This is a genomic window from Paenibacillus phyllosphaerae (assembly GCF_014192105.1).
In the GTDB taxonomy this organism is placed as follows: Bacteria; Bacillota; Bacilli; order Paenibacillales; family Paenibacillaceae; genus Paenibacillus_Z; species Paenibacillus_Z phyllosphaerae.
In genome coordinates, this window is record NZ_JACHXK010000008.1 from 176,124 (window position 1) to 200,232 (window position 24,109).

A 24,109-nucleotide genomic window follows, 5' to 3' on the forward strand; every position below is an offset into this window, starting at 1 on the left:
TTCATCAAACGGCCTTTGGTCCAGCATTATATGGGCTGAAGGCCGTTTTATTTGACCGTAATCGATGACGCCGATCTCATCTTCCACAAGCTGCTATGTCGGACACCCCCCTAAAAATCCGCCCTCCTTACGTATTCTTAATTACTGCTGCAGCAAACACCAACAAGAATAGGATGATGATGGAATATGCGTACAAGGATCGAATTCAAGGGGATTATTACGAAAAGCACGCTGGCCGGCATGATTGCCTTCTCCTGCGGGATTGGCTCGGCATGGGCGGATGAAGCGGATACGCAAGCGGCGAATACGGTAACGGCAACGGCAACGACGACAGCCACAACGGAAGCTGTTCAAGAAGAGCCTTCTCTGCTGCCTGGCGACTTCTTCTATTTCGTCAAATCGATCTATGAAGACATTCAGCTGGCCCTTACTCGCGATGACATGAAAGAAGCGATCCTGCTCGCGCAGTTCGCGCAGGAGCGTCTAGCCGAGTCGGCGGCGCTGCTCGAGCATGGCGAGGACGAGATCGCGGAGAAGACGCTGCAGCGTTCCTTGGATCAGCAGCAGCAAGCGATGGAGGCAGCTGCTTCTGTCGTAGACCCGGCTGACGAGGTTGAGAATGCCGACGCTGAAGCGGCCGAAGGACAGGCTGAAGTTTCTTCTTCGGAAGTACAGACGTCCGCGAACACCGCGGCGAGCACGACTTCCGAGTCTACTCTTACCACTGCAACAACTGAAGCGAGTGTGACCACCGAGGCGAGCGAAACAACCGAAGTGAACGAAACAACCGATATAAGCGAGTCTACAACTTCGGCGGATGCACTAGCAGAAGCGGATGAGGACGTTGATCCCGAACAAGCCGACAAAGTGAAAGTTGCGCTTTCGCATAATATTCTGGCGCTCTCCGCCGCATTGGATAAAGTTGAGAATCCGCAAGCGCAGCGCTCTTTGCTGAAGAATATCACGAAGTCCTTTGCCCGTCTGGAGAAGAAGCTGACCAAACTGAGCGGGAAGGTCACGGAAGACACGACCGTAATTTCCGATACGACGGCAACAGATGTGACCGAGACGCCAGCGACGTCGAACGAAGCAACGGCTACGGAAGTTCAAGCGGCAGCGACAGCCGTAACGACGACTAATCAAACTAGCGTGGAGGGCACCGCAACATCCGTCTCCCAAGAATCGCAAAAGTCCGGCAACAGCAAGGCGAAGGCAGCAGCCAAGGATCGTGAAGACGCCCAAGCGGACAAGCCTAAGACCAAAGGTCAATCCGGGGAAGAACACGGTTCGTCCAACAAACCGGAGAAAGCGCAAGCGCATGCTGCCCAGAAAACGAATGCAGGCAGTAAGTCCGCAGGACAAGACCATAAGAAGGAAGACAAATCGTAATACGACTGATTAATTGAAGACGATGGAAGTCATAGAAAAGGCCTTAGTCCGGATTTTCGGAACTAGGGCCTTTTCTTTGCCCTTCACGCATGAAAAATCCGGTCTTTCCCCGGATTTTTATTAGTTGCGCCGATCGAATCGGACGTTGCTCGCTGGCAGGCAGATCGGGAAGCGATTTCCGTGCGGAAAATTGAACGAATTCGCCCGGGTTCTTTCCTTTCGCCTAAGCTTGGGATTCGTTACCATAGGAATAGAACCGCTACTCTGACGGGCGCTTATGCGGGAGGAAGGAGCTGATGATCAGCCGGTCTTAACCGTCGGTCGTAACTGCCGGGATTGCTAGGAGAAAGGTAAATTCAAAGGAGGCCATGATGATGATGAAAACACGTAACCTGTTCAAGAAGACCGCTTTCAAAACAACGGCGGCCACGCTCTGTATGGTGCTAGCCGTTCCGTTCGTTCTATACGGTACTAGTTCTGCGGAGACGCCTTTTAACGATAATTTCAACGATGGCAACGCTACGGGATGGACAGCGACGACAGGCAGCTGGTCGGTCGTCTCCGATAACGGGAATTATGCGTATGCGCAGACAGGTACTAGCGAAGGACGCACTTCGGCAGGCAACGCTTCTTGGACGGATTACAGCGTCGAAGCGAAGGTCAAAGTGGACGACTGGAACGGAACGAACCGGACGTACGTAGCCGGCCGTTACACGGACGGGAACAACTACTATGCGGCTTCCTTGTATAACAGCAGCGGAGGCAAACTGGAGATTCGCAAGAAGGTGAGCGGCTCCTCGTCCACACTGGCTTCCAAGACATACGCCTTGTCTTCCGGACAATGGTACACGGTCAAATTGGAAATGAACGGATCGACCATCAACATGTACGTTAACGGCGTTCTGGAGCTGACCGCCACCGATAACGCGCTTGCCTCCGGAAGCGTCGGACTTCTTGCCGTTAAGACAAAAGCGAAGTTCGATGACGTGACGGTAACGACCGGCTCGACCACAACCGATCCCGGCACCGATCCGGGCACGGATCCAGGCGATGGAGGAGGAGAAACCCCGCCTACACCGGCTGCGGGCGATCTGTTCGTCTCCCCGACCGGCACAGCGAGCAATACCGGTACGATCGACAGCCCTATGTCCTTGGAAGCTGCGCTTACGCGAATCGCAGCGGGCAAAACGATCTACATGCGCGGCGGAATCTACAGCTACTCGTCCACCGTTACGGTTGAGCGCGGGAATGACGGAACATCCGGCAGCCGGAAGAATATCGTCGCTTACGGCAGCGAGAAGCCGGTGCTCGATTTCTCGGGCCAATCCTTTGGATCGGCGAATCGGGGGTTGCAGCTATTCGGCCACTATTGGACCGTGCAAGGCATCGAAGTGAAAGGAGCTGGCGATAACGGCATCTTCATCGGCGGCAACTACAACATTCTTCGCAATGTGGAAACCCATCATAACCGGGATACGGGCATTCAACTTGGGCGCTATGCGTCAACGGCAGCCAATAGCGAGTGGCCGCAGTATAACCAAGTGATCCATTCGTACTCGCATGACAATTTCGATCCGGACAACGGCGAGGATGCGGACGGATTCGCGGCGAAGCTGACGGTCGGTCCAGGGAACGTGTTCGACGGCTGCATCGCGGCCTATAATGTCGACGATGGTTGGGATCTGTACGCGAAGACGGACACCGGGCCGATCGGAGCGGTGACGATCAAGAACAGCATAGCCCACCATAACGGACAGACATCCGACGGCACTTCGACGACCAACAGCGACGGCAACGGATTCAAGCTGGGCGGCGAGCAGATTCCGGTGAACCATATCGTGACCGGAAGCATTGCCTTCCAGAACAAGAAGCATGGCTTTACGTATAACAGCAACCCGGGATCGATCACGATGACGAATAATACGTCCTGGGACAACGGCCAGAGCAATTTTGCCTTTGATGTCGGGACGCATCTCTTCACGAATAATCTTTCCCTGGACGGCGGTTCGAGCGATAAAACAAGCGGTACGGATGTAAGCGGGTCGAACGTCTGGTGGAAAAATAACGCGAGCGTGAACGCGAATGGGCGATTGGCGAGCGCTGCGGATTTCGTCAGCCTTGCGCCGTCGGTTACGCGGAACGCGGACGGATCGCCGAATCTCGGCAATTTCTTGAAACTGGCCGATAATAGCGATCTGAAGGGAGCCGGAACGCCAAGCGGAACGAATATCGGCGCAAGGTAACGCGATATAGCTCGCAAGTTAAGGAGCGCCTGGAGCGGATGAGTCTAACGCAGACTTCGTCCGAACTAGGCGCTCTTCCCGCGTTCGTCTCATCTACGTTCGAAGTACTTCACCATCATCCGCAACATATGCTCGCGACCGATCGGCCCCCAAGGATCCCATTCCTTGCTGTCCGGTATGAAGACGCGATTCTGCCGGACCGCCTGCAAATTCTGCCAACCCTTCCTTGCCGAGAAAGCGTTAAGTTCGTCCTCTTCGCTCCAGACGACCAGGATATTCTCCGGATCGAGCTCGATGAGCCGATCATAAGCGTCTTCTTGATACATGCCGTGCGCGATCCGTTCATCGGGCTGGAAGCCGAGGCGGCTGTAGAACAGCTCCGTCAGGGTATGATCTTGCGTTCCGTACAGCCGGCAGCGTTGATGGATCAACCGAATGATAACCCATGAGCCCCGCTGCGTCACTCGCTCCAGCTTCCTGCGCGCTTCCTGTTCGAGCTTCGATAGATGGCGGATGATTCGCTCGGCCTCGGCTTCCTTCTTCACCCGTTCCGCGATTCTGCGCAAATATTGCTCCCACGTCGTCGAATGGTCCAGCACGATCGTATTCGGTTCGCTGCTGCAATCGGTGTCAGCATCGCTATGCTGGTATACCGACTTTATGATCATATCCGGGGCGAAAGGGATAACGTCGCTGTACGTAATCGTTCGGTCTGCGTTGAGCGCAGCGGTTCCGGGCAGCCGATCCTCCAAATAAGACGGGAATCCGGTCGCGGTGCGAAAATAGTTCGGATAACTCGGCGCGGCGACAGGGAGAATGCCGAGCGCCAGCAGATGATCCTGCAGCAGGAACGTGCTGATCACGGCGATTTTCTTCTCGCGGCGCTTCGTATAGACCGAAGGAGGGACGCCTTCGACTTTCTTGAAGACGCGGCTGAAGTAGAGCTCGTCCTGATAACCGACGCAGATGGCGATATCCTTCAGCGGCATCCCCTCATGACTCATCAATTCTTTGGCTTTAATCATCCGAATCTGCGTCAAATAACGGATCGGCGTCATCCCGGTTCGTTTCTTGAACGCCCGGCAGAAAGAGCTTGCCGTCATCCCGGCCATCTCCGGCAGTTGATGGATCGCGATCGGTTTGGCATAGTTCTCCTCCAAGTAAGTCAGCATCGCTTGAATAGATGGCATCGCGTTGCGCTGAGCAGTGGTAGAGCGAGAATAGACATCGAGCAGCAGCTCGTGAAAAAGGCTCTGCAGCCGGATGAAGCCAAGCTCGCTGCGGTTTGTCCAGGCCTTCTGCAGATGCTCCAGCAAGGTTGCGGCTGACGCCGATCGTACCGGTGTGGCGATAGCTGCGGAAGCAGAAGGATAAGAAGAATCCGCTTCCGTAGCTTTCAATGGCCGTGAAGCAGTCACGCTGGCAAGCTGAACCGACTGATACTGCAGCAATAACAATTCTAATGGCAATGCGGAGTGATTATGTACGATGAAGGTTGTTCCAGGCTTTAATGCAACGATGGAACCAGCATGTACCGTATAAGAATGCTCGTCGATGAACAGTCTGCCGCTGCCGGTCTTGATATATACGATGGAAGCACGCGCAAGCTCTATTCGCCTAGAGCGAAAGGCGGGTTCATAGTGATGTTCTTTTAAGGTCAACGGGATGTAAGAGATCCAATTATGAGGGGAAGGAGATGAAGGCAAGGCAAGTTCATTCCTTTCGTTAATGTGGAGAACGCAGTCTTGAGAACTATTCTCACTACTTCTATCATACGGTCGGCCGCCTCGGCAGACAACCCATTTTATGTATCTCGCTCCAACTGTGACGATTTTGTCCATATCAATCGGGCAATCCCGTGTATACAAAATGATAGTGTCGGTTTGTACAATGATGATGAAAATCATTCTCAGTCTAGAGCGGAGGTATCGGCATTATCGATTCGGAAAGACGTATTCATGCAGGCCTTAAGCGGGAGCAACGATGGATGCTTCTGCTGCTGGCAAGCTTCACCTTATTCGCGGCGGCCGGCTGCAGCAACGGAGCTGGCAACGGCGATTCCGGCAGCGGCAATTCCGTTTCCGCGAACGTAAGTCAAACTTCGTCCGAAGTACAGCAAGATCCTTGGTCGGGCGTGACGCCTGCGACGATCTCGGATACCAAGAGCGGAATCGAATCGCTGCAATCTGCGGTCAAGGAATTCAAGCAGGCCGTGGAAGCGGAGCAAACGGAAGAGATCAAGAAGCTTGCGGCAGAAATGGCCGGCGTCTGGGTTGCGATGCAAGCAGACGTGAAGTCGGCTAACGGGAGTCTCCACGAGACGATCGACGGCGAACTGCAGCGTTTAATGGCGGAAGTTGCGTCGGACAAGCGCTCGAAGGATGTACTGATCGAGCTGGACTACAGCTTATATCAGCATCTTCGCGACTTGAAGCAACATTTTTGAGCAACACACCAACGTAAACAAATAGGGGATGGGTGGTTTCAAGCATGGTCACGGTACAGAAGCGTTTCGTCAGTTTATTCGTATGTTTTGCATTACTGTTATCCCTAGTGCCGAGCTTCACGGCAACAGCCGCTGCCAAGGCGGTGAACGTCACGGTCGATGGGAAAAAGCTCACTGCTAACGTCAGCCCGCAGACTGTCAACGGCCGGACATTCGTTCCATACAGAGCCATTGCGGAAGCGATCGGCGCTACCGTCAAGTTCGACAGCAAGACGAACCGCGCTACGATTACGAAAGGCAAACAGACGGTCGAGCTCACGGTCGGGAGCAAGACCGCCAAGATTAACGGCAGCTCCGCAAAGCTGGATGCCGCTCCGCTGAATGTGAAGGGCACGCTGTTGGTTCCGCTTCGTTTCGTGGGCGAGTCGCTTGGCGTATGGGTTACGTGGAAAGCCAGCACGTCGACGGCGGCCCTGGAGACGAAGAAAACGATCAAGCATAGCTTGGGCTCGACGACGCTTAACAGCGTGCCTAAGCGGGCTGTAGTTCTGTTCAACGGAGCTGTTGATATCTCCGTCCTGCTCGAAGTGAAACCAGTTGGGGCAGTAGAGTCCTATATCCAGCAGCCTTTCTACGAATATATTCGTCCGAAATTGAAAGGTACGAAGACGCTTGGAGACGAAACGCAGCCGAATCTCGAAGCGATCGCAGCATTGAAGCCGGATGTGATTATCGCGACTAAAGTGCGCCACGAGAAGATCCATGCGCAGCTGAAATCCATTGCCCCGACGATCGTAACCGAAGATCTGTCCGATTGGCAGGACAACCTGCAAATTCAAGCGCAGATTTTCAACAAAGAAGAAATTGCGGCTGAATTCCTTGCCGAATGGAAAGCGAAGGTCGCAGACTTCAAGCGCAAGCTGCCGGCCAAGGACAAAGGCGCGGCGATCTCGATTATCCGGTTCAATCCGGATGGCAGCGCACGTGCGTACAACGCCGGTTTCGCGTATAAAATTTTCAAAGAGCTCGGGTTCTCGACGCCGAAGCAGCAGCTGGCAACCGGCCAGGAATTCATTACGGTCAGCTCGCTGGAACAGGTCAGCCTGCTCGACGGCGATTACATCTTCGACTTCACGACCGATTGGGATGGCGATGGGGCCGTGCTGCAGCATCAGAAGAAATGGACGACTAGCGACCTGTGGAAGAACTTAAATGCGGTGAAGAAAGACAAGTATTACAAGGTCAACTCCGTTACCTGGAACTTGTCCGGCGGAGCAATGGCGGCGGATCTGCTGCTCGACGATCTCTATTTCCACTTCGATTTGGAGTAGTCAGCAGGGCGAAGCATCCCATTATGAGGTTGTCAAAAGAATGAGCGAATCGCTCATTCTTTTGGCGTTCAGGCGAGAATAGGAGAGTCATCCGTATATGATAACGAAGCCTAATCAAGCGATTATACATACAGTCGGGCTTTTGACGGGCATGCTGTTCTGCGCCGGGTGCATGCTAGCCAGCATCCGCTTCGGCTTCCTGACCGTTAGCTGGAACGATGTGTGGGCATCCATCGCCAAGTACGACTCGGCGATCAATGAGCAGATCGTCGTCAGGACGACGCGGCTGCCGCGCGCCTTCATTGCTGCGGCTGTCGGAGCGAGCCTCGCCGTTGCGGGGGCGATCATGCAGGCGGTCACGCGCAATCCGTTGGCCAGCCCAAGCGTTATGGGGATTAACGCCGGTGCAACGCTGGCTGTCGTCTCAGCGATAACGGTTTTCTCGGTCACGCACATGGGCACGATCGTATGGATCGCATTCGGTGGGGCCGCTGTTGCCGCCGCATTCGTATATCTGCTCGGATCTCTCGGACGAGACGGTCTGACGCCGCTCAAAATCATTCTGGCCGGTTCAGCCATGACGGCCTTGTTCGTGTCGTTCACCCAAGGCTTGCTGGTCCGCAACGAGAACGGCCTGCAGGACGTGCTCTTCTGGCTGACCGGCTCGATCGCTGGCAGGGAACAGTCTATGCTGATGGCCGTCATCCCATATATGTCGATTGCCTGGCTAGGCGCGCTCCTCTTATCGAAGCAGCTGAACATATTAGCGATGGGGGAAGAGGCGGCCAAAGGACTCGGGCAGCGGACGACGGCCGTTACGCTGCTGTCCGGCTTTCTGGTCGTCATGCTTGCGGGCGGATCCGTCGCCGTCGCAGGTCCGATCGGATTTATCGGCATCGTCATTCCGCATATCGTTCGAGGAATCACGGGATTGGATTATCGGCTTCTCATTCCTTACAGCGCGCTGCTCGGAGCTATTCTGCTGCTGCTCGCCGACGTTGCAGCCCGTTTCATTATTATGCCGGAAGAGATGCCTGTCGGCATCATGATGGCGGTCATTGGCGCGCCTTTCTTTATCTACATCGCCCGCAAGGAGCTGAGAAGTCTATGAGGCAGGAGCAGCTTCAACGGATGGGGATTCCGGTGACGGTTCCGCGCCATCGTCGAACCCTATGGGCTACCGGTTTCTTCCTGATGCTCTTGATAGCCCTATCTGCAGCCAATCTGCTGTTAGGCGAGCAGCGAATCGCTCCGCTTGCGGTATGGCAAGCACTTATGGGCCAGGGAAACTCGGAGCATGTGCTCATCGTACGAACGTTCCGGGCGCCGAGACTCGTCATCGGCCTTCTCGTGGGCGCATCATTAGCCGTATCCGGCGCCATCTTGCAGAGCGTCATACGCAATCCGCTTGCCGCGCCGGACGTGATTGGCATAACGGGCGGCGCATCGGTCGCAGCCGTAGCCTTTATTACTTTCATTCCAAGCGCGGTCAGTCTGGCGTTCCTGCCGCTTTTCGCCATCTTCGGGGCGTTCGGAGCGGCGCTGCTCATCTATGCGCTCGCATGGAAGAAAGGGGTCCATACGGCAAGGCTCGTTTTGATCGGCATCGGGATCGCTTCGCTCTTATCCGGCGTGACGACCTTTATGCTGGTATTCAGTCCCAGTTATACCGCGGCTTCGTCGTACACTTGGCTGACCGGCAGCATCTACGGCTCGACCTGGCAGCATGTCGGCGTGCTGCTGCCATGGACGGTCGTTATCGCGGCAGGGATCGCGACCATGATGCGGCGGATGAGCGTGCAGCTGTTGGGCGACGAGCTCGCGGCCGGCCTTGGCAGCTCGGTTGAGTGTGACCGGTTCCTGCTGCTCATGTTGAGCGTTGCCTTGGCAGGTTCGGCCGTGGCGATCGGCGGGGTGATCGGCTTCGTCGGCTTCATTGCGCCGCACGCGGCACGCAGACTGGTTGGTCCCGTCGTGAACAGGCTAATTCCGCTCTCCGCGTTGATCGGGGGCTGCATGGTCGCGCTTGCCGACTTGCTCGCCCGCACGCTGTTCATGCCGCTCGATATACCGGTCGGCGTGTTCACATCGGCAATCGGTGCGCCATTCTTTATTTATCTGCTGTACCGCACGAGGAATAACCGGATGTAGCACTTGATCGCGGCTGAGGGAAGCGTCGACTTCCTTCGGCCTTTTTTGTACTTATTCTAATGAAAAAGTTGGCAGATGGACGTGCCGTTCATGCATATAGTTATGGTAAACAGGGATATCAAGGGATTGCTTCCGCCGTTCATGACTATGAATGAAAGGAGGTGATATCATGGGTTACCAAGAGCTTCTCATTCTGTTCCTCAAAGCGTTGGCTGAGTTGATCGCGAAGTAAGTGATAGTCGTGCATATAGATAGAGGGCAGCCGGTGCTACGACCGGCTGCCCTTTGCACGTTGTTAGGTCCAGACGATTATACGTCTTCACCGAACGTATCTTCCGCCGCGTTCCCCGCGTCTTGATCGCCGGGATAGTCGCGGTCCAAGCCCGCATGCAGCGTACGGTTCTCATAATCGAAGCGGTTCGATGCGCGCTGATCTTCGCGCCAAGGCGTGCTTTTGCCCAGCCGAGGGGGGACGATTCGGGAACCGTAAGGTCCTTCGGGGAATTCCTGCGCATTCATGTCGTTGCGCTGAGACTCCACGGAAGCCAGATCGGTATAGTATGGATATCGTTTGGTCTCATCGATGAATTCCTGATCGCCTTTGCCTTCCGGACTGTAATCGTCACGTGACATGGTCATTCCTCCTTCATGTCGCCTTACTGTAATGCCCACGAATTGCGCTTGAGTTATCCATGAGTAGTATGGCTTAATGAGTCCTAGTTATCCTGAAATTGGCGTTGCTTACATCTCCATCAGCCTGTTCGATCATCATGCGGAGAAGGACGGCTTACATATTTTGCGGCCGGCTTCCAAACAATGAAGTGAGAAGATTATCCAACAGGTGGGAGTAGGTATGGAATTCAATCGATTCAGCAAGCGAATCTTGGCAATATCGTTTATCTTGGCCTTGATTACGATGTTCACGATAAGCTGTGCCCAACGCCCGGATCCGAAGGAGACGGATCTGCTTCATATCCAATCAACGGAGGATAAGGCGACCGCACATCGCTCCAAGCCGGTCATCGTATTCTTGGTGGATTCCTTGCTATCCTCCTCGATTGACGAAGGCGTCCGTCAGGGAATGCTGCCGACTTTCCGGCAACTGATTGACCGCGGGCAGTATTATCCCCAATTCGTCAGCTCCTTCCCGACGATGAGCGTCACGATTGACAGCACGCTGTTGACCGGCACGTATCCGGACAAGCATCGGATTCCCGGACTGGTCTGGTATTCGGCAGCCGAGCAGCGCATGATCAATTACGGGAGCGGTTACAAAGATTTGCTCAAGCGAGGGGTCAACCCGTTCCTCGAGCATGCTTTCGTCGAGCTGAACGGCCAACATCTGAACCGGCAAACTCCGACGATCTATGAAGATTTGGCCGAAAAGGGCTTTCAGTCGGGATCGGTCAACGGTCTGGTCTATCGAGGAAATACCGAGCATCAGCTTCATTTTCCGAAATGGCTGGAAGCGCCGACCAAACTGCCGCGATCGTTTGCGGTACAGGCGCCTGATTTATTCACCTTCGGCGCATTCTCTAATCCGCTGGAGGGTTATATCGATCTGAAAGACGATCTCCTGCACCGTATGGGATTGGACAATCAATATGCGGTCGATGTCGCCACATACTTGATACAGCATCGCAAAGTGCCTGATCTGCTCCTCGTCTATCTGCCCGATCTGGATCAGAAGCTGCATCGCCATGGTCCGGCCGCTAAGGAAGGCATGGATGGCTTGCGCGCAGCGGACGAACAATTGCGCTCCATCCTGCAGCAGTACGGATCGATGGACGAAGCGCTTCGGCAGGCGGTCATTATTATAATGGGGGACAGCGGGGTAAGCCAAGTGCTGCCAGGCGGCGAGCAGCCTACGATCAATCTGCCGATGCTGTTCCAGTCTTGGAACGTGAATCGGCCAGGCGATCCCGTTACGCCGGATACCGATCTGGTCATCGCGGCCAATGAAACGATGTCGTATCTCTACGCCGTGAATGACCGGTATGGGCCCGATGATTTTGCCGACATCCTCATGAAGGATGATCGCATCGATTTCATGGCTTGGCAGGAGAACGGCTGGATATACGTACGGAATGCCGGGACGGGTCGAGAGCTTCGTTATCATCCGGGCGGGAAGCTGGTCGATCCGTACGGCCAGGCATGGACGGTGGAAAATGATGAAAGCGTATTGGACTTGGAGCGGGATGAGGCCGGGCTTCGCATAACGTACGGGGATTACCCGGACGGCTTGCAACGGTTGTACGCAGCGCTTCATTCCCATGAAGGCGTAGATATGATCATTACGACGAAACTAGGCTATGAGTTCGCCGATTACAGCTCGACCACGCATGAGGGAGGCGGGGCGCACGGTTCGTTGCACCGCATCGAGTCCTTGATCCCCGTCATCATTGCGGGGACGGACAGCAAGCCTTCAAGCGAACGCATCGTCGATTTCAAGTCGTATTTGCGCCAATTGGTTACAGGGAACGCGCAAGTTGGGCATCCGCCTATCCGCTAACAGTCAGCAGAACCGCGAAGCTCCCGTCGTCAGGCGGGGGCTTTTTCACTACGCATAACGGAACGCTCGATTGCAGCATGCCCGCACGAATAGGCGTCTGATGGTGAATGGAGCAACAACGATCTCGAATCATCATGCTTGCGATATAGTTTCTAATTATAACCAGCTATAACATATTCGCAGCACGCTATAGCTAATCGGTTGTGATATCTTACTTTTATACTCATTTTCACGGCAAAAAGGAGAATAACTTATGTGCACGCATACCGAACTTAAACAACGATCCGTTACTCCGTACCGATACGATATCGTGGGCAGCTTCCTGCGTCCCCAGGCGCTGAAGGACGCACGATTGCAATTTCAGAATGGCCAGATTACGGCCGATCAGCTGACAGCCATAGAAGATGCCGAGATCGTGAAGCTCGTTCAGAAGCAAAAAGAAGTCGGCCTCCAAGCCGTCACCGACGGCGAATTCCGCCGCTCGTGGTGGCATCTGGATTTCTTCTGGGGCTTCGACGGCGTAGATCGGACTATCATCGACCAAGGTTACCAGTTCAACGGCGCCCAATCCAGACCCGAGACAGCCCGTCTGACCGGCAAAATTCGTTTCACGAGCCATCCATTCGTCGCACACTTCGCATTCCTGAACGAAATCGCAGGCGATGACGTTGCCGCCCGCCAATCGATTCCAGCCGCTGCACAGCTGTTGTTCGAACTGGATAGAGCCGAGAACAAGGAATTCACGCAAGCGATTTATCCGGACCGGGCAGAACTTCTGGCCGATATTACAGAAGCCTATAAGGCCGCGATTCTGGCATTCTATGAAGCGGGCTGCCGCAGCCTCCAGATCGACGATTGCACATGGGGCGCGCTTTGCGATGAGCAGTTCATTGCCATCATGGAACAGATCGGCGTGAATGTGGCCGACTACGCCAATGAATTCGCTAAGCTGAACGAGAATATCGTAACGGGACTGCCGGAAGATCTTGTGGTCACGACGCATGTATGCCGCGGCAACTATGTGTCCACGCATGCCGGTGTAGGCGGCGGGTACGAGCCTATCGCGGAGAAGCTGCTCGGCATCGAGAATTATTCCGGCTACTATCTGGAGTTCGATACCGAACGCGCCGGCGATTTCAAGCCGCTTCGTTTTGTGAAAGACGATCAGCAGGTCGTGCTCGGTCTGTTCTCTTCCAAATTCGGCGAACTCGAAAACAAGGAACAGATTCTGAAGCGGATCGAGGAGGCGAAGCAATACGTCGATCTCGACCGGATTTGCTTGAGCCCGCAATGCGGTTTTGCTTCCACGGAAGAGGGCAACCACCTGACCGAAGAGCAGCAATGGCGCAAACTTGCGTTCATTAAAGAAATCGCCGAAGAGATTTGGAAGTAATCTATATTCGTAATCCGGATGAAGGCCTGCGTATATCGCGGGCCTATTTGTTTTGCCATGAAGCTGCGTCGCCTTCCTTACTAAAAATGTTAAAAATCTAGGGATTAATCTTTAATTTCCAAAGTGTGATGTATGCGCTTACCTTCTATAATTTACGTTGTGGGGAGGTGATCAGCAGCCATACAACGAGAATGACACAGCGAAGTTACGTACTGCAAAAAGCAGCATCCGACGACAACATGCAGGCAAGACGTGTCAACCAACCATTGAGGAGGTAAGTTATGTTGAAATTCAAAAAGAAAATGATGGCCGGGCTGCTCGCAGCCACCATGAGTCTGAGCTTGTTCGCAGCATCTGCCAATGCGGCGACGGATTACTGGCAGAATTGGACCGATGGCGGCGGGACCGTCAACGCGGTCAATGGATCCGGCGGCAATTACAGCGTGACCTGGTCGAATACCGGCAACTTCGTCGTCGGCAAAGGCTGGACCACCGGATCGCCGACCCGGGTCGTTAACTATAACGCCGGTGTCTGGTCGCCGAACGGCAATGGTTACCTGACGCTCTACGGGTGGACGAGAAACTCGCTCATCGAATATTACGTGGTAGACAGCTGGGGCACTTACAGACCGACGGGAACGCACAAAGGAACGGTGACCAGCGATGGCGGTACGTATGACATCTATACGACAACGCGCGTTAATGCGCCATCCATTGACGGCACGCAAACTTTCACGCAATACTGGAGCGTAAGGCAGTCGAAGCGAGCGACCGGCAGCAACGTCGCCATCACGTTCAGCAACCACGTGAACGCTTGGAAGAGCAAAGGGATGAACCTGGGCAGCAGCTGGTCTTATCAAGTATTGGCGACAGAAGGTTATCAAAGCAGCGGCAGCTCGAACGTAACGGTGTGGTAACCAGATCAGCTGCATAGAAGCGAAATTCGTTCCAGCATGAATCATACAAAGGCCGGCCGGTCTCATAGCCGCCGGCCTTATCGCATGAATGCCACCAGTCCGAATTCCATCCACTTAAAGGAGATCTCAAGATGAGGGTTCGATACGTTGTTCTTATTGCAGCAAGTCTATTCGTTGTCAGTGGCTGTTCGGTAGACAAAGCCGACAACATACAGCCTCAACCTGCCGTGAATGATGATCAATTTGTACTCGTCCAAGGGGGGACATTCAAGAACACGGCTTCCAGCTACTATGGAGATGCCGTAACGATGCCGGATTTCTATATCGGCAAATATGAAGTCACACAGCAAGAATGGTCTTCGGTAATGGGAAGCAATCCTTCCGAATTCCAAGGCGACAATCTGCCAGTGGACATGGTGAGCTGGTATGACGCCATCGAATATTGCAACGGGCGGAGTATGAAGGAAGGGTTGGACCCTTATTACAACATCGACAAGCAAGCGAAGGATCCTAACAATCACAGCAAGTTCGACGTGATCAAATGGACGGTTTCCATCAATGCGGAGGCTAACGGTTACCGGCTGCCGACGGAGGCCGAGTGGGAATACGCGGCAGGCGGCGGCCAACTGAGCAGCAATTACGCCTATAGCGGCAGCAATCTTGCCGATGAGGTCGCTTGGTATTGGAGGAATGCCGGCGATAAGTATTTGTCCGGCGAATGGAACTGGCCTATTATCGAGAATAACCATAATCAGACCCAGCCCGTCGGCAGCAAGAAGCCTAATGAGTTAGGGCTGTTCGACATGTCAGGCAATGTAAGGGAATGGTGCTGGAATTGGTACAGCGAGACCGAGAACAACAGTACGGGCGGATCCTTGCGCATGCTCAAGGGCGGCGGCTGGATGGGGGACGCCAGCAGTGCGGCGATTGCCTACCGGGGCAAGTTCGAGGCCAGCGGCATCGGCCCTGATCAAGGCTTTCGAATCGTTCGAAGCGAGTAAATAGCCTGGCGTCCATGAGACGCCAGGCTGTGGTTTCGTGTCCTTGCCAGATGATGGACACTTACTTCATATCGGCAAGGAGCTTCTTATATTTGTTATAATGCCCGCTTACTTTATCGATCATAAATTGGTAGGCAAGCTGATTGCTTGCTAAACCTGCCATTTCTGCATCGATATCTACGTTATTCTGATTGTTGTTCATGATGGAATCCGTATCTTCCGTAATCTGATATGGAATGACGCTAGATCTGCTGAGCGGCAAATGGCTCGCATGAGTCCTGGTCAGTTGCAAATTCCCCGTATTCCCGTTACGGATCAGCTTCGCTAATTCCTCTTCGAATTCGACTTTCTTCGCTTTATAGCCGGGTGTATCGGCATTGGCAATGTTAGCCGTTATCATCTGATGCTTAACCTCAAGGATATTCAATAAAGATTCGTTACGTATCGAGTTTCGACTCACGAACATATGCCAGCACCTCCAGTCCATCTCTTACGGATGCGAAGGTACGAGGGTTTCATTTTTCATATGGTTAATGCAGATGCGAGGAAGTTAAGTTCAAGCCCATATATCCTGTGGTTTCACGCCAAGCACAGTGGCCAGCAATTCTGCTGTTAACCGCTGGGGTTTAAGGATTTTGCCGTTACGCAGCTTCGAGATAGTCTGAACCGATATTCCGGTCGACTCGGACAGTTCTTGAGCTGAAATTTTGCGCCGCGCCATCATAATTTGCAGTTTCACGGCAGGGTCGTCCTGCTTGGACCTCAGATCCGTCACGATGAAAGCATATTGCTTTAAGGAATTGTCGAAGTTGTAGAACGGTGCAAAGGTCAAACTGACTTCCAGATCGAGTTTGTTGCCGATCCACTTGGTGCGGAGGTTTAGTTTCTCTGCTTGACGGCTGAGTACGGCGCGACGAAGCGCTTCCCGGATGCGCGCCTGCTCATCTTCATGGATAATGGACATGATCGAGCTTGCGATCAGACTCGTGTCGTCGTCGAAGAGGGAGTGGGGATATTTCTTGTCGAATCGTTCGAACACATGGTTCGAATCTACGATACCGGAGATAAGTATGGTCTGGTTACGCATCTGTTCCTCGATCCACAGCTCAGCGCTCGCATCGTTGGCCGTGAAGATCCAGGCGGGTTCGGAGTCGGAGTCGCTCTTTTTGCACGAGATTTTGACGTTCAATCGCTGGTTCTGCTTCGTTCGCAAGGTGTATAGGGTCTTCACTTCCGGCAGCGAGGAATCCTTCCACTCATAGAGAATCATGTTGGGATTCAATCTGGATAGTTCACCTTCGGTATAGCCGGCAAGCTGAACAAACGCTTCATTAGACCGATCGAAATACAGGCCTTTATAATTGCGTTTGAGAATCGCCATCGGTACATTGATTTCTTTGAAAATCGCCTCAAATACAGGCACTTCCTTCACCTCATCCTATCCGCCCGAAAAAGGGTATCTGTTTACATTGACTTCACCCATTTTCGCATCTTCATCTCCGATTGTATAGCATAACAATTTCCAGTAAAATACCCCTAAATTTATACATATCAAGTATTAACAAGGGAAATCCGCGCTGTGATAAATGGGGCAATTTTGTGTCGGAAGCAAATAGTAAGGAAAAGACTAGGGGTATAATAACCTAAAAGGAGTCGCATCGTAGACGGACCAGATTCGCGAGGCTAGCCGGCCGCAGAATTGCAGCCGGTTTAAATCCGTGCGCAACAATTGGCCGGCGGTACTTCAAGCTGCATGACCATTCATGCCCGAAGAATGGTACAATGTGGGATGGACAATGAAATTTACGCAATCGGAAGGATGTTAAGCATGAGCGAATCGAATCAAGCGTATATCGTCATCTCTGGTGCGAGGGAAAATAATCTGAAGAACGTGTCCTTGCGAATCCCGAAGCGGAAGATTACCATCTTCACCGGGGTATCCGGGTCCGGCAAGTCTTCGATCGTCTTCGATACGATCGCCGCTGAATCCACGCGATTGCTGAACGAGAACTTCAGCATGTTCGTACGTACTTTCCTGCCTAAATATCCGCAGCCGGATACGGACGCGATCGAGAACCTAAGTATGGCCGTGATTGTCGACCAGAAACGGCTCGGCGGCGGCTCCCATTCCACGATGGGGACGATAACCGATATATCGCCTATACTGCGGTTGCTATTCTCGCGGGCTGGCCAGCCTTATGTCGGTCCCGTCAATCTGTTCTCGTTCAATGATCCGCAAGGCATGTGTCCCGAATGCAACGGACTCGGCCGCCGGCTTGGCGTCGACATGGGCAAGGCGATCGACATGTCCAAGTCGTTGAATGAAGGTGCGATCATGCTGCCGGATTATGGAGTGGGCAGCTGGGAATTTAACATGATTGTCCAGCTGGGCATCTTCGATCTCGACAAGAAGCTAAGCGATTATTCGGTAGATGAATTAGATCAGCTGCTCTACGCCAAGGCGAGAAAAGTCAAAGTGGACTTCGCCGGCAAAGATATGAATATGACGGTCGAAGGCGTCATCGAGAAATTCACCAATAAATACATTAAACAGGATGTGAAGGCAAAGTCCGAACGGACGCAGCGGACGGTTGCGCCTTTCATCTCCGAAGGTCCGTGCTCCAGCTGCCACGGCGCAAGACTTAGCCAGGCTGCGCTAAGCTGCAAAATCAATGGCCTGAACATTGCGCAGCTGTCAGCCATGGAAGTCGGTCAGCTGATCCGCGCCGTTCGGGAGATTGACGATCCCGTCGCCGCGCCGATCGTTAAGTCCCTGTCGGAACGTCTGCAGCATCTGGTGGATATTGGACTTGAATACTTGACGCTTGACCGCGAGACCGACACCTTATCGGGCGGCGAGTCGCAGCGCGTTAAGATGGTGAAGCATCTGAGCGGCAGTCTGGTGGATGTCACTTACATCTTTGATGAGCCGAGCGTCGGCCTGCATCCGCGCGATGTGCACAGGCTCAATGAATTGCTTCAGAAGTTGCGTGACAAAGGCAACACCGTCATAGTCGTCGAGCATGATCCGGATGTAATCAAGGTGGCGGACCATATCGTGGACGTCGGGCCTCATGCAGGGAACCGCGGCGGTAACATCGTATACGAAGGAAGCTTCCAAGGTCTGCTCGAATCAGGAACGCTGACGGGCAACCACATGAGCCGGCCGCTCCAATTGAAAGAGGCGTGCAGGACGTCTTCCAGCAAACTGTCCATTCAGCATGCACAGCTACACAACCTGCAAAATGTAAGCGTAGATATTCCTACTGGCGTGCTGACCGTCGTTACGGGTGTCGCAGGCTCAGGCAAGAGCACGCTTATTAATGATATTTTCCTTAGCCAGCATTCTGATGCGATCGTCATCGACCAGTCTGCGGTAGGCGTATCTACCCGTTCGAATCCTGCTACATACACCGGCATTATGGACGATGTGCGCAAGGCGTTCGCTTCCGCGAATAAAGTGAATCAAAGCTTGTTCAGCTTCAACTCTAAAGGCGCTTGCGAGAACTGCCAAGGGCAAGGGGTCGTATACACGGACATCGCATTCCTCGATACCGTGAAATTGCCGTGCGAAGTTTGCGGGGGCAGACGGTTCAAGGAAGAGGTTCTAGCCTATCGGTTCAACGGCAAGTCCATTGCAGACGTACTGGAGATGACGGTGGAGCAGGCTCTGGCGTTCTTCGAGCTCAAAGAGGTTGTGCGCAAGCTCCAGGCGATGAGTGATGTAGGGCTGAGCTATATCACGCTCGGACAGCCGCTTAGCACCCTCTCGGGCGGCGAATGCCAACGAATCAAACTGGCAAGCGAGCTGCATAAGAAGGGCAGCATCTATGTGATGGACGAGCCGACGACAGGCTTGCATATGTCGGATATCGGCCATCTGCTGGAGATTATGAACCGTCTCGTGGATGCCGGTAACACGGTCATCGTCATCGAACATAACCTCGAAGTGATCAGCCAGGCCGACTGGATCATCGATATGGGGCCGGACGGCGGCAGCAAGGGCGGACAAGTCGTATTCGAAGGCACGCCCGCGCAGATCGTCAACGTGGAACATTCCATAACCGGACAATACTTACGTTAATTATGTTCCTTCCTCCCCGATCCGATGCGCCATTCATGACAAAAAGGCCGGCATGCGCCGGCCTTCGTTCCGCTCTTAAATCTTGAATTTACTGACTGCGGCAAGCAACTGCGCCGCAGTTTCTTCCGTCTTCAGCATCAGTTCGGCAAGCTGCTCGGACTGAATCCGCATGTCGGATGTTTTCTCGGCAATGTTTTGCGTGCCTGAAGCATTCTCATTATTGGAGATCGTTACTTCTTCAATGGATTGCGCGACATTCTGAATGGATGCGAGCAGTTCTTCCGCCGTTGCGCTGAAGTCGGTTACAAGGGATTGAACCGATCCGGCATCCGCGTAATATTGTTCGCCATTGGCCACCATCGCGTTATAGTCGCGAATGACCGTTCCGTCAATGAAGGCCAGCGCTTTCTCTGAACTCTTGGTCAGCGCTTGGACGGAATTCATAACGACGCTGGCGACGGTTTGAATTTCGTTAGCGGTTTTGGCCGAATTTTCCGCGAGCTTGCGGATTTCGCCCGCAACAACGGCAAATCCTTTGCCGGCTTCGCCCGCGCGCGCCGCCTCAATCGCGGCATTCAGCGCGAGCAGATTCGTTTGGCCCGTAATCTGCAGGATGGAGTCCGTCAGCACATGGATTTGTTCGACCGCCTTGGCTTGTTCCATGGCTGATCTTGATTCGCCTTCGATCGCGCCGCGGATTTCCTGAGCCGAATCGCGCGAGGCAACGGCGGAATCTTTCAAATGCTGGGCGCGTACGGCAATCTCATCCGCCATAGCAGAACCGTCTTGTGCCTTGACGGCGATGGACGTTACCGCGTTCTTAATCTCCGAAGACGTAGCATTCATATCATGCGCCATTGCAGCCGTCTGCTGCATGCCGGCTGACATTTGCTCCGTGGTGGCAGACACGTCCTCGACTTGAGCAGCCAATGTGCTCATGCTCACTGAGGATTGACCGATGTTGGTTTTGACGTTCTTCGTCTCGCCTGCGACTTGACCGAGAATCAATCGAATGGAGGCGGACATTTTCTCGACAGATTGGGCTAGATGCCCGATCTCATCGGTTCGCTTGAGCAGCTTGGTTGGCAGCACATGCGTGAAGTCTGCCTCGGCCATGACGTTCATGAATTCCGACAGCCGTTTGATTGGAACCGAAATGAGTCCTGCGGTGAACACGGCAATCAGAGCGACGAGCAGAACGGTCACTATAATCAAGATTGCTATTCGGTTCAAACTAGCGGATAGCTCGCCGAATACTTCGTCCTCAGGTACGGTTACCATGACCTTCCAGCCCGAGATGCTGACCGTTGCGAAGGCTGCTATTTTCACGACCCCATCATCATTCGTATAGGATTCGACCCCCGAATCTTGCGAGAAGGCGGAATCGTAAGCTGCGATAGCGGATGGGCTGTCGAGCGCTTCCTGATACGTTCTATTCACCTTTTCCGGATCCGGATGGTGCATAAAGACGCCTTTACTCGATAACAAATTCCCATAACCCGTTTCGCCTACTTTAATCTTCTCGAAGTTGCTTTTCAACGATTCAGCGGACACGACGTCGATGACGATGCCTTGAAATTGATTCTGATCATCGAAGTAAGGTACGGCGATCGTAACCCCGAGCTGTTCGATACTGCGGATCATCAGAAGGTCGCTGACCGTCGGTTTTTTGGTTTCTTTGGCTATTTTGAAGTATTCGCGGTCCGACACATCGGTAACCGTGCCGTCTTCAGCCGGAATCTTGCCTTCCGCATCGGCCACGATGGTCATGACGACTTCCGGATCGGTCTTGACGATCGGCTGAACGGCCGTGTTTTTGCCAATGGCGTCGAGACCGCTGAACTTAGGAGTGTCTTCGAGCACTTTTTGAATAGCGGCTACTTTCGTATTCAGCCACCGGTCGGCTTCCTCTGCATTCTTCTTCGCAATGCTGATCTCCTCGTCATTGATGTTCGTGGTCACATGGCTCTTGAATTGCTGCATCTGGATGACTGCAAGCGATACAAGGGGGACCAAGGTAAGTACCAGGATCATCATCGTTAATCGGAAGCGTAAGCTTCTGAGATTACCTATCAAACATTATCACTCCTATTAAATGTGATTTCACGCATCTAATAGGTTATCGACATTTTTCGTCGACATTCTGTAGATTTTCATCTAGCCAATTTTTGAGAATAAGAGGACGTTGAGTGCTGTAGCAACTCACTGTGAAGCGCGGAAATAATCATATATACCGGTCGATCAAGCATAAAGTAGAATAGAGTTGGACGACGTATCGATGGTTGCGGATGAGCCGAAACAATGTGTGAACAATTGTTAACAAAATAATGGGTTGATTTCCGCAGCGAAAAGCTATATAAATAGATTATAGTAATTCTAATTAACAAGTTATTATAATTCTAATCTGGGGGTACACATGGACACGACAGCTAATGGAAACGCAGGGAAATGCCCATTCTTACACGGGAGCGCTACGAATCACAATCCTAGTGCGACATCGAATAAACATTGGTGGCCGAATCAGCTGAACTTGAACATTCTTCATCAGCATGACCGCAAATCGAATCCGCTCGGCGAAGAGTTCAATTATGCCGAAGAATTCAAGAAGCTGGATTACGATGCCCTTAAGCAAGATCTTCACGCCCTGATGACGGACAGCCAAGATTGGTGGCCGGCTGACTACGGACATTACGGTCCGTTCTTCATCCGTATGGCTTGGCACTCCGCCGGTACATACCGTACAGGCGACGGCCGGGGGGGAGCGAATACGGGCACGCAGCGTTTTGCGCCGCTGAACAGCTGGCCGGACAACGTCAACCTCGATAAGGCGCGTCGTTTGCTGTGGCCGATTAAGCAAAAGTACGGCAACAAAATTTCTTGGGCTGACTTGTTCATCCTGACAGGCAATGTCGCGATTGAATCGATGGGCGGCAAGACATTCGGGTTCGGCGGCGGACGCGCAGACGTCTGGCATCCGGAAGAAGACATCTACTGGGGTTCCGAGAAGGAATGGCTCGGGGATAATCGCTATTCGGGCGATCGCGATCTGGAGAATCCGCTGGCAGCTGTGCAGATGGGTCTGATCTACGTCAACCCGGAAGGTCCGAACGGTAATCCGGATCCAGTTGCAAGCGCTCGCGACATTCGCGAAACGTTCAAACGGATGGGAATGAACGACGAAGAAACCGTCGCTCTCGTAGCGGGCGGACATACATTCGGCAAGGCGCACGGCGCAGGAGATGCAGCGCAAGTCGGACCGGATCCGGAAGCGGCTCCGATCGAAGCACAGGGCTTGGGCTGGGTAAGCACGCACGGGTCGGGCAAAGGACGCGACGCGATCGGTAGCGGCGTGGAAGGCGCTTGGACGGCTAATCCGACACAATGGGACAATGGATTCTTCGAGCAATTGTTCGGCTATGAATGGGAACTGACGAAGAGCCCGGCAGGCGCTCATATCTGGCATGCCGTGAACCAGGCTGAAGAGCATAAGGCACCAGATGCGGAGGATGCATCCGTTCGCGTAGCGACAATGATGACCACTGCGGACATGGCATTGCGCGTCGATCCTGCATACGAGAAAATCTCTCGCCGTTATTATGAGAATCCGGAGGAATTCGCGGATGCATTCGCTCGCGCATGGTTCAAGCTGACGCATCGTGACATGGGACCTATCACGAGATACATTGGTCCGGAAGTTCCGGCTGAAGAGCTGATCTGGCAAGATCCGATCCCTGCCGGCGTGAACGAGTTAACAGACGCAGACGTAGAAGAGTTGAAGTCGCAGATTCTGAACTCCGGTCTTAAGCCGAGCGAGCTGATCACGACCGCTTGGGCATCGGCCAGCACGTTCCGCGGCTCCGATATGCGCGGCGGCGCGAATGGCGCCCGTATCCGTCTTGCTCCGCAAAAGGATTGGGAAGTCAACCAGCCGGCTCAATTGACGAAGGTGCTGACGATTCTGGAAGGCATTCAAGAAGATTTCGGCAAACAAGTTAGCCTGGCTGACCTGATCGTACTCGGCGGAAGTGCCGCAGTAGAACAAGCTGCACGCGCTGCAGGCCTCGAGGTAACCGTTCCGTTCGCGGCCGGTCGCGGCGATGCAACGCAAGAACAGACGGACCTCGAAAGCTTCGCGGTACTGGAGCCGATCTCTGACGGTTTCCGCAACTACCAGAAGAAACAATACAGCGTAAGCCCGGCAGAGCTATTGGTCGACAAGGCTCAACTGCTGAACCTGACGGCACCGGAAATGACCGTTCTTCTCGGCGGCTTGCGTGTATTGGGTACGAACTACGGCGGCACGAAACACGGCGTATTCACCGATCGCGAAGGCGTGCTCACGAACGACTTCTTCGTTAACCTGCTCGACATGGGCGTGGAATGGAAGCCGGTTGGCGGAGACGTATTCGAAGGTCGTAACCGTACAACAGGCCAAGTCCTGCGCACAGCGACGACATTTGACCTTGTCTTCGGTTCGAACTCTGTTCTCCGCGCAATCGCCGAGGTGTATGCACAGGACGATCACAAAGAGAAGTTCGTACGCGACTTTGTTGCTGCATGGGTGAAAGTGATGAATGCGGATCGTTTTGACCTGAAATAAAGGTAAGTCGACATATTGAAGGGGCTGTCCCACATGTCATCC

16 protein-coding genes and 2 pseudogenes are annotated in these 24,109 nt (G+C 53.5%); 13 read left to right on the plus strand and 5 right to left on the minus strand.

What is annotated here, in order from left to right; translation table 11 throughout:
• Positions 1-186 precede the first annotated feature (186 nt).
• The 3 genes and pseudogenes from FHS18_RS18430 to FHS18_RS35420 form a co-directional block, all read left to right on the plus strand.
• Positions 187-1,389: a DUF5667 domain-containing protein gene (locus tag FHS18_RS18430; protein WP_183601565.1), complete on the plus strand. Its 1,203-nt coding sequence runs from the start codon at positions 187-189 to the stop codon at positions 1,387-1,389.
• Between the two features lie 437 nt (positions 1,390-1,826).
• Positions 1,827-2,372 (plus strand): annotated as a pseudogene (locus FHS18_RS35415) (LamG-like jellyroll fold domain-containing protein); the annotation flags it as partial.
• Positions 2,373-2,462: 90 nt separating this feature from the next.
• Positions 2,463-3,632 (plus strand): annotated as a pseudogene (locus tag FHS18_RS35420) (right-handed parallel beta-helix repeat-containing protein); the annotation flags it as partial.
• Positions 3,633-3,721: 89 nt separating this feature from the next.
• Here the strand turns inward: FHS18_RS35420 and FHS18_RS18440 are convergent.
• Positions 3,722-5,293, minus strand: a complete 1,572-nt coding sequence (locus tag FHS18_RS18440) for a helix-turn-helix domain-containing protein (protein ID WP_183601567.1) — start codon at positions 5,291-5,293, stop codon at positions 3,722-3,724.
• 326 nt (positions 5,294-5,619) lie between these two features.
• Between FHS18_RS18440 and FHS18_RS18445 the strand changes: the two genes are divergently transcribed.
• From FHS18_RS18445 to FHS18_RS18460, 4 genes are all read left to right on the plus strand, one after another.
• Positions 5,620-6,078, plus strand: coding sequence for a hypothetical protein (locus tag FHS18_RS18445; protein ID WP_183601568.1), 459 nt, complete (start codon positions 5,620-5,622; stop codon positions 6,076-6,078).
• A gap of 44 nt (positions 6,079-6,122) precedes the next feature.
• The gene (locus tag FHS18_RS18450; protein WP_183601569.1) at positions 6,123-7,409 is read left to right on the plus strand and encodes a stalk domain-containing protein; all 1,287 of its coding nucleotides are present in this window, start codon (positions 6,123-6,125) and stop codon (positions 7,407-7,409) included.
• Positions 7,410-7,506: 97 nt separating this feature from the next.
• Positions 7,507-8,520: a FecCD family ABC transporter permease gene (locus FHS18_RS18455; protein ID WP_183601570.1), complete on the plus strand. Its 1,014-nt coding sequence runs from the start codon at positions 7,507-7,509 to the stop codon at positions 8,518-8,520.
• Complete coding sequence (locus FHS18_RS18460) at positions 8,517-9,560, plus strand: FecCD family ABC transporter permease (RefSeq protein ID WP_183601571.1); 1,044 nt, start codon at positions 8,517-8,519, stop codon at positions 9,558-9,560. Before FHS18_RS18455 ends, FHS18_RS18460 begins: the two co-directional genes overlap by 4 nt.
• Before the next feature lie 309 nt (positions 9,561-9,869).
• Here the strand turns inward: FHS18_RS18460 and FHS18_RS18465 are convergent, their stop codons facing one another.
• Positions 9,870-10,193: a hypothetical protein gene (locus FHS18_RS18465; RefSeq protein WP_246427749.1), complete on the minus strand. Its 324-nt coding sequence runs from the start codon at positions 10,191-10,193 to the stop codon at positions 9,870-9,872.
• Positions 10,194-10,413: 220 nt separating this feature from the next.
• Here FHS18_RS18465 and FHS18_RS18470 point away from each other — a divergent pair, with 220 nt between their 5' ends.
• The 4 genes from FHS18_RS18470 to FHS18_RS18485 all read left to right on the plus strand — a co-directional run bounded on the left by FHS18_RS18470 (position 10,414) and on the right by FHS18_RS18485 (position 15,383).
• A complete protein-coding gene (locus tag FHS18_RS18470; RefSeq protein WP_183601572.1) occupies positions 10,414-12,072 on the plus strand; it encodes an alkaline phosphatase family protein in 1,659 nt (552 codons plus the stop codon).
• A gap of 253 nt (positions 12,073-12,325) precedes the next feature.
• Positions 12,326-13,465 (plus strand): 5-methyltetrahydropteroyltriglutamate--homocysteine S-methyltransferase, encoded by a 1,140-nt coding sequence (locus FHS18_RS18475; RefSeq protein WP_183601573.1) that lies wholly within the window; start codon positions 12,326-12,328, stop codon positions 13,463-13,465.
• Between the two features lie 281 nt (positions 13,466-13,746).
• The gene (locus FHS18_RS18480) at positions 13,747-14,382 is read left to right on the plus strand and encodes a glycoside hydrolase family 11 protein (RefSeq protein WP_183601574.1); all 636 of its coding nucleotides are present in this window, start codon (positions 13,747-13,749) and stop codon (positions 14,380-14,382) included.
• Between the two features lie 131 nt (positions 14,383-14,513).
• Positions 14,514-15,383 carry a formylglycine-generating enzyme family protein gene (locus tag FHS18_RS18485; protein ID WP_183601575.1) on the plus strand — a complete coding sequence of 290 codons (870 nt, stop codon included), beginning with the start codon at positions 14,514-14,516 and terminating at the stop codon, positions 15,381-15,383.
• A gap of 61 nt (positions 15,384-15,444) precedes the next feature.
• Here FHS18_RS18485 and flgB read toward each other — a convergent pair whose 3' ends face one another.
• Both flgB and FHS18_RS35205 read right to left on the minus strand, forming a co-directional pair.
• Positions 15,445-15,849 (minus strand): flagellar basal body rod protein FlgB, encoded by a 405-nt coding sequence (flgB, locus tag FHS18_RS18490; RefSeq protein ID WP_183601576.1) that lies wholly within the window; start codon positions 15,847-15,849, stop codon positions 15,445-15,447.
• Positions 15,850-15,939: 90 nt separating this feature from the next.
• Entirely contained in the window at positions 15,940-16,806 is an 867-nt protein-coding gene (locus FHS18_RS35205; RefSeq protein ID WP_183601577.1) for a helix-turn-helix domain-containing protein, read from the minus strand.
• 405 nt (positions 16,807-17,211) lie between these two features.
• On the opposite strand from FHS18_RS35205, the gene FHS18_RS18500 reads away from it, so the two are divergent.
• The gene (locus FHS18_RS18500) at positions 17,212-19,467 is read left to right on the plus strand and encodes an ATP-binding cassette domain-containing protein (RefSeq protein WP_183601578.1); all 2,256 of its coding nucleotides are present in this window, start codon (positions 17,212-17,214) and stop codon (positions 19,465-19,467) included.
• Positions 19,468-19,542: 75 nt separating this feature from the next.
• Here FHS18_RS18500 and FHS18_RS18505 read toward each other — a convergent pair whose 3' ends face one another.
• Positions 19,543-21,543: a methyl-accepting chemotaxis protein gene (locus tag FHS18_RS18505; RefSeq protein ID WP_183601579.1), complete on the minus strand. Its 2,001-nt coding sequence runs from the start codon at positions 21,541-21,543 to the stop codon at positions 19,543-19,545.
• A gap of 340 nt (positions 21,544-21,883) precedes the next feature.
• Between FHS18_RS18505 and katG the strand changes: the two genes are divergently transcribed.
• The gene (gene katG / locus FHS18_RS18510) at positions 21,884-24,067 is read left to right on the plus strand and encodes a catalase/peroxidase HPI (protein WP_183601580.1); all 2,184 of its coding nucleotides are present in this window, start codon (positions 21,884-21,886) and stop codon (positions 24,065-24,067) included.
• Positions 24,068-24,109: the final 42 nt, after the last annotated feature.

Excerpts from the sequence above, each read along its gene's own strand:
- katG (WP_183601580.1), top strand. The coding sequence starts at position 21,884 with ATGGACACGACAGCTAATGGAAACGCAGGGAAATGCCCATTCTTACAC.
- FHS18_RS18475 (WP_183601573.1), top strand. The coding sequence starts at position 12,326 with ATGTGCACGCATACCGAACTTAAACAACGATCCGTTACTCCGTACCGA.
- FHS18_RS18450 (WP_183601569.1), top strand. The coding sequence starts at position 6,123 with ATGGTCACGGTACAGAAGCGTTTCGTCAGTTTATTCGTATGTTTTGCA.
- FHS18_RS18480 (WP_183601574.1), top strand. The coding sequence starts at position 13,747 with ATGTTGAAATTCAAAAAGAAAATGATGGCCGGGCTGCTCGCAGCCACC.
- FHS18_RS18430 (WP_183601565.1), top strand. The coding sequence starts at position 187 with ATGCGTACAAGGATCGAATTCAAGGGGATTATTACGAAAAGCACGCTG.
- flgB (WP_183601576.1), bottom strand. The coding sequence starts at position 15,849 with ATGTTCGTGAGTCGAAACTCGATACGTAACGAATCTTTATTGAATATC.
- FHS18_RS18485 (WP_183601575.1), top strand. The coding sequence starts at position 14,514 with ATGAGGGTTCGATACGTTGTTCTTATTGCAGCAAGTCTATTCGTTGTC.
- FHS18_RS18445 (WP_183601568.1), top strand. The coding sequence starts at position 5,620 with ATGCTTCTGCTGCTGGCAAGCTTCACCTTATTCGCGGCGGCCGGCTGC.
- FHS18_RS18465 (WP_246427749.1), bottom strand. The coding sequence starts at position 10,193 with ATGTCACGTGACGATTACAGTCCGGAAGGCAAAGGCGATCAGGAATTC.
- FHS18_RS18470 (WP_183601572.1), top strand. The coding sequence starts at position 10,414 with ATGGAATTCAATCGATTCAGCAAGCGAATCTTGGCAATATCGTTTATC.
- FHS18_RS18455 (WP_183601570.1), top strand. The coding sequence starts at position 7,507 with ATGATAACGAAGCCTAATCAAGCGATTATACATACAGTCGGGCTTTTG.
- FHS18_RS18460 (WP_183601571.1), top strand. The coding sequence starts at position 8,517 with ATGAGGCAGGAGCAGCTTCAACGGATGGGGATTCCGGTGACGGTTCCG.
- FHS18_RS18500 (WP_183601578.1), top strand. The coding sequence starts at position 17,212 with ATGAGCGAATCGAATCAAGCGTATATCGTCATCTCTGGTGCGAGGGAA.